At 75.1% G+C, this 10,540-nt stretch carries 10 protein-coding genes; 7 read left to right on the forward strand and 3 right to left on the reverse strand.

The genetic code is table 11. From position 1 onward, the window contains the following. The first annotated feature begins 344 nt into the window (after positions 1-344). Positions 345-1,589 carry an MFS transporter gene (locus D476_RS0115280; protein WP_040726422.1) on the forward strand — a complete coding sequence of 415 codons (1,245 nt, stop codon included), beginning with the start codon at positions 345-347 and terminating at the stop codon, positions 1,587-1,589. Positions 1,590-1,697: 108 nt separating this feature from the next. Then, a complete protein-coding gene (locus D476_RS0115285) occupies positions 1,698-2,348 on the forward strand; it encodes a LysE family translocator (RefSeq protein WP_017624814.1) in 651 nt (216 codons plus the stop codon). Between the two features lie 44 nt (positions 2,349-2,392). Here D476_RS0115285 and D476_RS0115290 read toward each other — a convergent pair whose 3' ends face one another. Further along, the gene (locus D476_RS0115290; RefSeq protein WP_017624815.1) at positions 2,393-2,773 is read right to left on the reverse strand and encodes a hypothetical protein; all 381 of its coding nucleotides are present in this window, start codon (positions 2,771-2,773) and stop codon (positions 2,393-2,395) included. Between the two features lie 906 nt (positions 2,774-3,679). Between D476_RS0115290 and D476_RS0115295 the strand changes: the two genes are divergently transcribed. The 3 genes from D476_RS0115295 to D476_RS0115305 all read left to right on the forward strand — a co-directional run bounded on the left by D476_RS0115295 (position 3,680) and on the right by D476_RS0115305 (position 7,918). Continuing rightward, positions 3,680-4,462, forward strand: coding sequence for an ABC transporter ATP-binding protein (locus D476_RS0115295; RefSeq protein ID WP_083939529.1), 783 nt, complete (start codon positions 3,680-3,682; stop codon positions 4,460-4,462). Then, positions 4,462-6,981, forward strand: a complete 2,520-nt coding sequence (locus tag D476_RS0115300) for an FtsX-like permease family protein (RefSeq protein ID WP_017624817.1) — start codon at positions 4,462-4,464, stop codon at positions 6,979-6,981. The genes D476_RS0115295 and D476_RS0115300 overlap by 1 nt, the downstream gene beginning before the upstream one ends. A gap of 175 nt (positions 6,982-7,156) precedes the next feature. Next, the gene (locus D476_RS0115305; protein WP_017624818.1) at positions 7,157-7,918 is read left to right on the forward strand and encodes a maleylpyruvate isomerase family mycothiol-dependent enzyme; all 762 of its coding nucleotides are present in this window, start codon (positions 7,157-7,159) and stop codon (positions 7,916-7,918) included. Positions 7,919-8,141: 223 nt separating this feature from the next. On the opposite strand, the gene D476_RS0115310 is transcribed toward D476_RS0115305, so the two are convergent. Then, on the reverse strand, positions 8,142-8,603 hold the full coding sequence (locus D476_RS0115310; protein WP_017624819.1) for a nuclear transport factor 2 family protein: 462 nt from the start codon (positions 8,601-8,603) through the stop codon (positions 8,142-8,144). Between the two features lie 86 nt (positions 8,604-8,689). On the opposite strand from D476_RS0115310, the gene D476_RS0115315 reads away from it, so the two are divergent. Together D476_RS0115315 and D476_RS0115320 are read left to right on the forward strand one after the other, a co-directional pair. Further along, a complete protein-coding gene (locus D476_RS0115315; protein WP_017624820.1) occupies positions 8,690-9,268 on the forward strand; it encodes a TetR/AcrR family transcriptional regulator in 579 nt (192 codons plus the stop codon). Positions 9,269-9,440: 172 nt separating this feature from the next. Beyond that, positions 9,441-9,734, forward strand: a complete 294-nt coding sequence (locus tag D476_RS0115320; RefSeq protein WP_017624821.1) for a hypothetical protein — start codon at positions 9,441-9,443, stop codon at positions 9,732-9,734. 267 nt (positions 9,735-10,001) lie between these two features. On the opposite strand, the gene D476_RS0115325 is transcribed toward D476_RS0115320, so the two are convergent. Beyond that, positions 10,002-10,540, reverse strand: a 539-nt coding sequence (locus D476_RS0115325; protein WP_017624822.1) for a DUF4352 domain-containing protein, incomplete at its 5' end; no start/stop codon positions are given.

Consider the following 10,540-nt stretch of genomic DNA (forward strand, 5'->3'; position numbering starts at 1 on the left):
ACCGCTGGCCACCGGTTTGCCGGTCGGAGGAAGAGAGGTCGGCGCCCCGTGCGGCAGCGCTGTCGGCCGCCCGGCGTGTGCGTGGTCGCCGTGATGGGCGGCGACGGAGTGAGCGGGGCGGTTCCCTGATCCTGCTTGTCGTCCGGCAGGTTTCTCGCGGTCCGGGCGGGCGGCTCAACAGGTACCCCGCTCACCGGCCCCGGCCGGGTGTGGGGTCGGCGGGGTGTGAGGTGGAAAGGCGGCAACGAGGAAGAGTCGGCGGGCCTTCCTCCAATGCTGCGGCACGGGCCGTCGGCCTTCTGATGTATTGCCAACCGAAAAGTTGGTTGGATATGGTCGCGGGCATGACCTCGACCGCCTCTTCTGGAACCCCGACCCAACCCGCACCGGCCCCCGGCCCCGGCGGCACCGACGCCGCCCCCGGCTGGGCACGGACCGGTCCGGCGATCGCCCTGCTCGCCGCCGCCTGCATCCCGATGGTCGGCCAGATGTACTCCGTCCTGGCCCTCCTCGGCCCCATGGCCGACGACCTGGGCTCCACCCCGCACGCCCTCACCTGGGTCTCCACGGCCTTCGCCATCGCCTACGCCGTCGGCTTCCTGGCCGCGGGCGCCCTGTGCGAGCGGTTCGGCCCCCGCGCCACCATCACCTGGGGCCTGGTGGCGACCGCCGCCACCACCGCGCTCGTCGCCGCCGCGCACACCCCCGAGACGGCCATCGCCCTGCGCGCCCTGCAAGGCCTGACCACCGCCACCCTCGCCCCGGCCGCCTTCGCCTACGTCGGTGAGCACATCCGCCCGGCCCACCGCCCGGCCGCCATGACCGCCGTCAGCGGTGCGGCCCTCGCCTCCGCGCCGGTCATGCAGATCGCGGCGCAGGGCATCGCGTCCGTGGCGGACTGGCGCGCGGTCTTCCTGGCCGGTGCGGCCGCGATCCTGGCGGCCGCCCCCGCCGCGTGGGCCGTCCTGCACCGGCCCCGGCGCGCCGGGCGCCCGCTCCTCGGCGCCTTCGCAGCGATGCCGGGCCTGTTCCTCCAGCCGCGTCTGGCGGCGCTCTTCGCCGCGACCGCGACGCTCCTCGGGGGCTTCGTCGCCGTCTACACCGCCGTCACCATCGCCGGGCCGCCGGAGATCGCGGGCGACGACGGCGCCCTGCTCGTCCTGCGGGCCTCCGCCCTGCCCGCGATGGTGGCCGTCCCCCTCCTCGCCGGGCTCCTCGGCCGCTGGAGCGCGGGGGTGCGCGCCGTCGCGGGGCTCGCCCTCGCGGCGCTGTCGGTCCTGGCGACCGCCGTCGTGGGCGGCGGCGCCGTCGGCCTCGGCGCCGTCCTGCTGGTGTTCACCGCGGCGATCCTGGTGACGGCGCCCGCGCTGGTGCAGGGCATCGGCGAGCACGCGGGGCCGGAGCGCCGGGGGATGGGGACGGCGATGTACGCCTTCTCCATGTTCGTGGGCGCCGGGATCGGCCCCCAGCTCGCGGCGGGTGCCGCGGGTCTGGGGTTCGCGGGGATCGCCATGGTGGTCGCGGGGGTGCTGGCCCTCGGGGCGATCCTGGCCGCCCTGGCCCGGCGCCCCGCGCGCCGGGCCGCCTGACCCGGAGGGGAACGGCTCCGTGCCCGGCCGGAGCGTGCCGGTGAACCCGGGGAGGCGGGGCCGATAAAAGGGGCGAACCGCGCGAACCTCGCATGGCACAATCCCGCCATGGACCCTGCGCTGATCGCCGCCTTCGCCCTCGCCGTCCTCCTGCTCAGCCTCGCCCCGGGGCCCGACATGCTCTTCATCGTCGCCAACGCCGCCGCCGGAGGGCGGCGTGCCGGGCTGGTCGCGGCCCTCGGCATGTCCACGGGCCTCCTCGGGCACACCATCGCCGCCGCCTTCGGCCTGGGCATGCTCATCAGCGCCGCGCCCCAGCTCCTCGACGCGATCCGCGTGGCCGGGGCGGTGTTCCTGGCCTACCTGGCCTACACCACCCTGCGGGACAGCCGCCGCGGCCGGGACGCCGCCCCCTCCGGGGAGGCGCCGCCCGCCCCGGCGGCGCGCTCGCTCCGCCGCGTCTACACCATGGCGACCCTGACCAACCTGGCCAACCCCAAGGTGGTCCTGTTCTACCTGGCCTTCTTCCCGCAGTTCCTGACGACGGGCGGGGGCGCCCTGCCGGTGACGGCCCAGATGCTGCTCCTCGGCGGCCTGTTCATCGTGATCGGTCTGCTGGTGGACGGGGCCGTGGGGGTGGCGGCCGGACTGCTGTCCGACCGCCTGCTGCGCCGGGGCCCGGTCCGCCGGTGGATCGACCGCGCCTCCGCGGCGATCTTCGGCGCCCTCGCCGCCCGCCTGGTCCTCGACGCGCGCTGAGGCGGCCGGGCCGGGCGGCGCGGGGGCCCGCACGCCGCTCGGCGTCAGGCCCAGTGCAGGGTCGATGGGGTGTAGTCGGCGCGCGCCACCTCGACCGGGTCCAAGCGGGCGGCCACCGGGGCCACGCGGATCGACCTGCGTACGGCGACGGCGACCCAGCGCCCGCTCGGGTGCCAGGTGAGGGCGTCGATGGGCTTGTCGTAGGAGAAGACCCGCTCCCGAGTCCCTCCGTCGCGCGGAATCGACCACCCGGTCGGCGCGCCCTCGGGGCCCACCGGGTCCTCAGTGCTGAACACGGCGCGGGCGCCGTCCCCCACCCGGTCGACATGGCGGATCTCCCCGACCACCGAGACGAGGTCCTTGCCGCCGGACCAGCCCACGGCCAGGGACCGGAGCGACCCCTCGCCGGTCGGGTCCGGACGCATCGGCACCCGGTCGTCGCTCGGCTCCCAACGGCGTTCACGGGCCGTCGGCCTCGCGCGGACGGTGCCCCCGGCTCTGCTCCAGGCCGTAGGCGATGGTGAGGCGCCTCAGATCTCCCGTCCCCCCCCGGGTGCGGACACTGTAGGGCCAGGCTTCGTCCGTCCGGGGACCAGCCGAGGCCCGAGTAGCGGATCGGTGTACCGCGTCCGGGCGGCCCCCCGACGCGTTCGCCGTCCTCCTGCTCGACGTCGTAGTCGATGGGGGCGCCCGGTGGTGTGGACCCCCTGAAGTCGGCGGTCCCGACCAGGAGGCGGTTCCCCTCGGGATGCCAGCGCGCTTCTTCGGCGATCCAGTTCAGCTCCCATCTGAGGCTCCGGTGCGTGCCGTCTGCCCTGACATAGCCCAGACCGCCGGGACGAGTACGGCGGCGGCATAGGCGATCGGAGAGTTCGGTGGAGTGTCGCGCCCGGTGGCCGCACGGGCAGGAGAGGCCGCGAGGGCACAGGGGGTCGCCGCGGCCGCCCCAGTGGCGATGGTGAGGAAGGAGCGGCGGAAAGTCCGGGGGTGTGCGGATCGGTCTTCGCCGTTTCCTCTCATCAGGGGCGGGTCTCATGCCCACAGGGGCGAGGAGGATGGGCGTCCCCACCGGCCTGGGCCAGGTGTCGGTCTGTCCCGCAGGACGTAGCGCTCTCACGAGCCGATGACGCTCCGACCGGTAGCGCACAGGTGGCCGGGACGGCCCCTGACGGCCCGAAAGCCGCCCGCCCTGACGAAAGTCAGGGGGCCTCTCCTGCCGATCGGTTCTGTCGGTGCAGGTCGCCGCCTCCATAGCGTGCCGTTGGCCGTCGGACGCGCCACGCGGACGACACGGGCCACACACCGACACGCACCCACACGGAAACGGCGACATGAACCGACAGACAGAACCCGTGGCGGCCGCGCCCCGCCCGAATGACCGGGACGAACCCGCGCTGCGCGCCTCCGGCCTGGTCAAGCGCTACGGCGACGGGCCGGCCGCCGTGACCGCCGTGGCCGGGGTCGACCTGGCCTTCGCGCGCGGCGGGTTCACCGCCGTCATGGGCCCCTCAGGCTCCGGCAAGTCCACGCTCATGCACCTGCTCGCGGGGCTCGACACCCCCACCGCCGGGCGCGTCACCGTCGACGGGCACGACCTCGCCGCCCTCGGCGACCGCGCGCTCACCGCCTTCCGGCGCGAGCACATCGGCTTCGTCTTCCAGGCCTTCAACCTCCTGCCCGCGCTCACCGCAGAGGAGAACATCCTGCTGCCCCTGCGGCTCTCCGGCCGCCGCCCCGACCCGGGGTTCTTCGACGAGGTCGTGGCGTCGCTGGGCCTCGGCGACCGCCTCACCCACCGCCCCGGCCGGCTCTCCGGCGGCCAGCAGCAGCGGGTCGCCGTCGCCCGCGCGCTGCTCACCCGCCCGGCCGTGGTCTTCGCCGACGAGCCCACCGGCGCCCTCGACGTCGCCTCCGGCCGCGAACTCCTCGGGCACCTCCGGCAGGCCTGCGACCGCCTCGGCCGCACCGTCGTCATGGTCACCCACGACCCCGTCGCCGCCACCTACGCCGACCGGGCCGTCCTGATGTCCGACGGCGCCCTGCACGGCACGCTGGAGGCCCCCACCGCCGACGGCGTCGTGGCGGCCATGGCCCGCGCGGACGGTGAGCGCTGATGCTCGGCCACGCCTGGGCGCACGTGCGCGCCCGCCCCGCCCGCCTGGCCGCGGTCCTGCTCGCCGTCGCCCTGGGCACCGCGTTCCTCGCCGCGACCGCCGTGTTCACCGCCACCTCGGCCGCCGGGCTGCGGATGGTCGCCGCCGCGCCGCTGACCGGGGCGGACGTGGTGGTCGACCGCGATCCGGAGGCGACCGGCGCCGACCCCGCCCCCGACCCCGACTGGGCCGACCGGCTCGCCGACCGGCCCGGCATCGCCGCCGCGGCACCCGTCCACGCCCGCACCGTCCAGCTCTCCACCGGCGGGCGGCGCGGCACCGCCAACCTCTACAGCATCGCCGACCGGCCCGAACTGCGCTGGTTCGACCTGGCCGAAGGGCGGTGGCCCGAGGCGCCCGACGAGGTCGTGGCCGACCCGGAGACCGTCGGCGACACGGGGCTCGCCGTGGGCGGGGAGATGCGCCTGGTCGACGCGGAGGGCGCGGAGACGACGGCCACCCTGGTGGGCGTCGCCGACCTGGACTTCCGGCCGCTTACCGGCGTGCAGTACCGGCTCTACGCCCCCGGTGCCGCCTTCTCCGGCGACACCCCGGGCACGGCGCTGGCGCTGGTCGAGCCCGGGACGACGCCGCAGCAGGCGGTCGAGGACCTCGACGGCGCCCTGCCGCCCGGATTCACCCCCGCCACGGCGGAGGACCGGGTGGACCAGGCCGCCGACCGGTTCGCGGGCGGCTCCCGGCAGCTGGAGACGGTGCTGATGGCGTTCGCGCTGGTGGCGCTGCTCGCCTCGGCCATGGTCATCGCCAACACCTTCACCGTGCTGCTGGCGCAGCGCCGCCGCGACACCGCCCTGCTGCGCCTGGTGGGCGCCGACCGCCGCCAGGTGCGGCGGATGGTCGCCGCGGAGGCCGCGATCGCCGGGGCCCTGGGAGCGCTGGTCGGCACGGCGGCAGGGGTGGCCCTCGGGTACGCGGGTGCGGCCGCTGTGGGGCTGGTCGGCGACGGCCTGCGGGTGCCCCCGTGGGGGCTGGCCGGGGCCTTCCTGATCGGCCTGGGGACGGCCGTCGGCGCGGCCTGGCTTCCGGCCCGGCGCGCGGCGGCGACGGCGCCGATCGAGGCGCTGCGCTCGGCGGACGTGAGCGGCGGGGTCCCGTTCGGCGCGGTGCACGCGGTCGGCGCGGCCCTGGCCGTCGTCGGGGCGGCGGGAGCGGGCGCGGGGACGGCTGCCGCATCGCCCTTGGTGGCGGTGGTCAGCGGGTTCGTGGCGGCGCTCGGCCTGCTGGCGGCCCTGCGGTACCCCATCGCCCGCTCGTTCGGGGCCGTGCAGGCGGTGCTGCGCCGGATGGGCGGCACGGCGTCCCTGGCCGGGGCGAACCTGGCCCGCAACTCCGGGCGGGCGGCGACGGCGGCGCTCGCGCTGGTCCTGGGGCTCGGACTGATCACCGCGCTCGCCACGGCGGCGTCGACGGGTCGGGCGACGATCGACGCGGACCTGCGGGACCGCTACCCGGTGGACGTGGGCGTGCGCGTGGCGGACGGGTCGGTCGCGCGCGAGACCGTGCGGGCGATCGAGGGGATCGACTCCCTGAGCGCGGTGGAGGCCGTGCGCACGGCCGACGTCAGCATCGGGGCGCTGGGCGCGTCGACGCTCGTCGGGGTCTCGCCCGCGATGGCGGAGGCGGCCGGAGCCGAGAGGCTGCGGGAGGAGCCCCCAGGCGGCGAGGGGGCGGCGCCGGTGATGCTCGTCTCCGACCGACAGATGGAGGCCCTGGGGGCGGATGAGGGGGAGCGCGTGCGCGTGGCCGTCGGAGTCGGGGGAGGGGAGGTGGAGCGCGACTTCACGCTCTACCCCTCCGCGCTCGCCGAGGCCGCGGGAACGCCCGCGCCGGTGGTCCGTGAGGACGTCCTGGAGAGGTTGGAGGAGCAGGAGGCGCCGGAGGGGCGGCGCGCGCCGGACGGCGCGGGTGCCGACCGCTCCATGGTGTGGGGCGTGGCCGGGGACGGCGCCGACCGCGATGCGATCGCCGACCAGATGGCGGCCATCGCCGCCGACGACCCGGACATCCTCGTCGGTGGGGCGCTGAGCGAGCGCGCCGACATCACCGAGGCGCTGGACGTCCTGGTGAACCTGTCGCTGGCGATGCTGCTGGTGACCGTGGTCATCGCGGCCGTGGGCGTGGCCAACACCCTCGGCCTGTCGGTCCTGGAGCGGACCCGGGAGTCCGCTCTGCTGCGGGCGCTGGGGCTGACCCGGTCCGGCCTGCGGGGGACGCTGGCGGTGGAGGCGGTGGTGATCGGCCTGGTCGGCGCGGTGCTGGGGATCGTGATCGGTGTCCCGTTCGGGATCGTCGGGGTCGGCGCGATCGTGGGGGACCAGGCGCCCCTCGTCGTCGCGGTGCCGTGGTCCTCGCTCGGGCTGGTCGTGGCGGCGGCATCGGTGATCGGTGTCGTGGCGTCGGTGGCGCCCGCACGCCGGGCGGCCCGCACCGCCCCGGCCGAGGGCCTGTCCGACGACTGACCGCGCCTGGGCCGGGGGACGGGGCCGTCGGCCGCCGCGGACCGGGCCGCGCACCGGGTGGTCGAAGGCCCCGGCCGAGGACGGGGCGGCGCGTCTGGGAGCATGGACGGCACTTCGCTTTACGGAAAATGGATTCCGCATAAAGGAATACCGTGCCATTGGAGGTCAGTGCGCCGTGCCCGTCGAACCCCTTGAGCTCGCCCCGACCCCGCAGAACCTCCGCCTGCTGCGCGACGCCACCGCGCGCCTGCTGGCCACCTGCGAGCGCCTGACCGACGCGGACATCGGCGCGCCGACGCCGCTGCCGGGCTGGACCCGCGGGCACGTCCTGAACCACCTCGCGCGGCAGGCCCCCGCGCTCGAACGCCTGCTGGACTGGGCGCGCACGGGCGTGGAGAACCTCCAGTACCCCAGCAGGCAGGCGCGCGACTCCGAGATCGAGGAGGGGGCGGACCGGCCCGCGGCCGAGCTGGTCGCGGACATCGTCCGCACGGCGGGGAGCTTGGACGAGGCGGTGCGGACCCTGCCCGACGAGGCGTGGGGGCGGCGGATCCGCCCGTTCACGGGGGAGGAGTGCACGCCCCGGAGGATTCTCGTCATCCGGCTCAGGGAGCTGGAGGTGCACCACGCCGACCTGGGCATGGGGTACGAACTCTCCGGTGCTCCTGGGGAGGCGACCCGTGTCGTCCTTGAGGACGTGGTGCGGTACTTCGCGGGGCGCGATGGGGTTCCGCCACTCGACTTGCGTGACGCCGACGGAGCGCTGGTGGGGTCAGTGGGGCCCCTGGGGTCCTCTGGGGCCTGGGAAGGTCGGGGGAGCGCGCGCCGCACCGTCACCGGAACCCCCGGAGACCTCCTCGGCTGGCTCGCGGGGCGCACGGGCGGGAAGGGGCTGTCCTGTCCCGGCGGACTCCCGGAGCTTCCCGAATGGGTCTAGCCCGGGACGCTCGGTCGGCACGCTGGGGCGATGGCGACGGCGGAGAGCGGTGGGGGCGGGGGCGGCGGCCCCCACCGATCCTGAGGTGCTGGAAGCCGAGTACCGGGCCATTGCAGCGGAACGGGGGGCGGACGGTGACGAGTGGGCCGTGGGTGCGGCCCTGCATCGCCGTCGACGCCTGTCGCCCAGGGCTGCGGAGTGAGCCGCCCTGGGCGGCGGCCGGTCAGCGGAGCGGGATCTCGATCCCGTACTCCTCCTTGGGGCGGGTCCCGAAGATGCGCCGGTCGGACTCGGCAATGGGCACGTCGTTGATGCTGGCCTCGCGGCGGAGCATCAGGCCGTTCGTGTCGAACTCCCACTGCTCATTGCCGTGGCTGCGCCACCACTGCCCTGAGGTGTCGCGGCACTCGTACTGGAAGCGCACCGCGATCCGGTTGCCGTGGAACGCCCAGAGGCTCTTGCGGAGCGCATAGTCCAGCTCGCGCTCCCACTTGCGGGCAAGGAAGGCGGCGATCTCCTCGCGCCCCTGGAGGAACACGTCGCGGTTCCGCCAGACGGAGTCCGGGGTGTAGGCGAGAGCCACGCGTTCGGGGTCGCGGGTGTTCCAGGCGTCCTCGGCGGCCTGGACCTTCTGCAGGGCCGTCTCCTCGGTGAAGGGCGGGAAGGGCGGTCGGGGCTCGGTCACTGCGGCCTCCTGTCGTTGAGAACGTGCGTTCTCCATTGGTGCGGACTAATGTAGGGAACGATCGTTCTCAACGTCAAGGAGTCCCGATGCCCGCCCCGATCAGCGACGAACAGCACCGCCGCGACCGCGAGGCCCTCCTCGACACGGCGGAGGGGCTCTTCTATGAGCACGGGATCCGGGCGGTCGGCATGGACGCCGTCCGGGCCGGGTCGGGGCTGCCGCTCAAGCGGATCTACCGCCTCTTCCCGGCGAAGGAGGAGCTGATCGTCGAGGTGCTCAGGCGCAGGGACCGGCGGTGGCGGGGCGAGCTGGCCGAGTACGTGGAGCGCGCGGACGGCCCGCAAGGACGGGTGTCGGCGATGTTCGACTGGCTGGCCGAGTGGTTCGCGCGGCCCGGCTTCCGGGGGTGCGCGTGGATCAACGCCTTCGGAGAGATGGGCGCGGCGTCCGAGGCGGTCCTCGCGGAGGTGCGGGCGCACAAGGAGGCGTTCCGGGCCCAGGTGGAGGGGTGGGTGCGCGACGCCGGGGGCGGGGAAGCGGAGGCCGAGGCGGTGTTCCTCCTGGCCGAGGGGGCGATCGTCACGGCGGGCATCACGGGCGACCCGGCCCCCGCCCGGCGGGCGCGCGCGGCGGCGGAACGGCTGCTGGAGAACGCCCCGGTGTGAACCGGGCAGGGCGGCCCGGCAGGGCGGCCGAGCGCGGCCCTGCCGGGCGCGGCCGCCGGAGAAGTACGGAGAATTGGCCGCCCCCTGCCCAACACCTGATCCCTTCCCGGGCAGGTCAAAGGGACCGGAACGGTTCGTTCGGGGGACGAGTGGCAGGGGCGGGAGGCGAGCGATGGCCGAGGGAAGCCTGCCGGGCGGCGCGGCGGCGGGGGCCGGGGACGGCCGGGAGGAAGGGCGGAGCGTCCTCCAGTCGGTTCCGCCGCGCGTGTGGGTGGCACTGGCCCTGCTGGTGCTGGCGGTGCTGTTCGTCCTGCAGAACCGGGACACGACGCAAATCCAGGTGCTGTTCGTCTCCGTGGCCGCGCCCCTGTGGGCGACGCTGACCGGCGCCGTGGTGGTGGGTGTGGTGGTCGGGTTCCTGCTCAGGCCGTCGGGACGAAGGAAGAAGGCGGACGAACGCCGCTGAAGGGGAGGGCCGGTTCTCACCCTGGTGCGTGCGGTGCCCCCTGCGAAGCCGATTCCACCGGCGGGCGCCCGGAGTGTGACCGGCGTTCGCCTGGCGTGCCACACCACCTGCGCCGGATATCGGACGAGCCCCCGCATCGGGATCCACCACCGATGCGGGGGCCGTGAGGCCGGGATGCGGCAGACGAGGGCGGGGGCCCGTGCAGGCCCACCGCGGGCGCTGGGCGCCCGTCGGCGGAACCGGTGCCGGCGGGCGCGGGTACCGCGGCTACGCCCCGGAGACGTCCACCACGGCCGAGGAATCGAAACTGATGAAGTCCTGAAGCTCCAGCGTGTCGAGCTCCACGCCCTCGGGGACGTCGAAGATCAGCTGGCCCTCGACCGAGTTCCCGGGGTTGATCTCGTTGACGAAGCTGTCCGTGCCGCCGGTCATCTCGGCCGCCGTGTCCGTGCTGTACTCCTTGCCGTCCGCGTCGATCAGCGTCTGCGACGAGGAATCGAAGATCCCGGACTCGTCACCGATGTTCTCGACGGTGACGTCCACGACCACGTACTGGCCGTCGGGGGTCTCGGTCAGCATGCCGGATTCGTCGGAGACCTCGGTGACGCCGGACTCCACGTTGGTGACGGTGAACGCGAACGCGCCGGATTCCACGGTGTCGCCGATCGCGGCCGCCTCGGAGCCGCCGCCCTCGGAGTTCCCGCCGTCGCCGCCATCAGAGGACGACGAGCCTCCGCCGCCGTCGGAGCCGGTGGAGAGGAAGGCGGCCATGCATCCCCCGATGACCAGGATGAAGACGAGGGGGC

The sequence above is a fragment of the Nocardiopsis chromatogenes YIM 90109 genome (assembly GCF_000341185.1).
GTDB classification, from domain to species: Bacteria; Actinomycetota; Actinomycetes; order Streptosporangiales; family Streptosporangiaceae; genus Nocardiopsis_A; species Nocardiopsis_A chromatogenes.

Bases quoted from the DNA above. Each gene is read 5' to 3' on its own strand.
- D476_RS0115280 (WP_040726422.1), top strand. From the start codon at position 345: ATGACCTCGACCGCCTCTTCTGGAACCCCGACCCAACCCGCACCGGCC.
- D476_RS0115285 (WP_017624814.1), top strand. From the start codon at position 1,698: ATGGACCCTGCGCTGATCGCCGCCTTCGCCCTCGCCGTCCTCCTGCTC.
- D476_RS0115290 (WP_017624815.1), bottom strand. From the start codon at position 2,773: ATGCGTCCGGACCCGACCGGCGAGGGGTCGCTCCGGTCCCTGGCCGTG.
- D476_RS0115295 (WP_083939529.1), top strand. From the start codon at position 3,680: ATGAACCGACAGACAGAACCCGTGGCGGCCGCGCCCCGCCCGAATGAC.
- D476_RS0115300 (WP_017624817.1), top strand. From the start codon at position 4,462: ATGCTCGGCCACGCCTGGGCGCACGTGCGCGCCCGCCCCGCCCGCCTG.
- D476_RS0115315 (WP_017624820.1), top strand. From the start codon at position 8,690: ATGCCCGCCCCGATCAGCGACGAACAGCACCGCCGCGACCGCGAGGCC.
- D476_RS0115320 (WP_017624821.1), top strand. From the start codon at position 9,441: ATGGCCGAGGGAAGCCTGCCGGGCGGCGCGGCGGCGGGGGCCGGGGAC.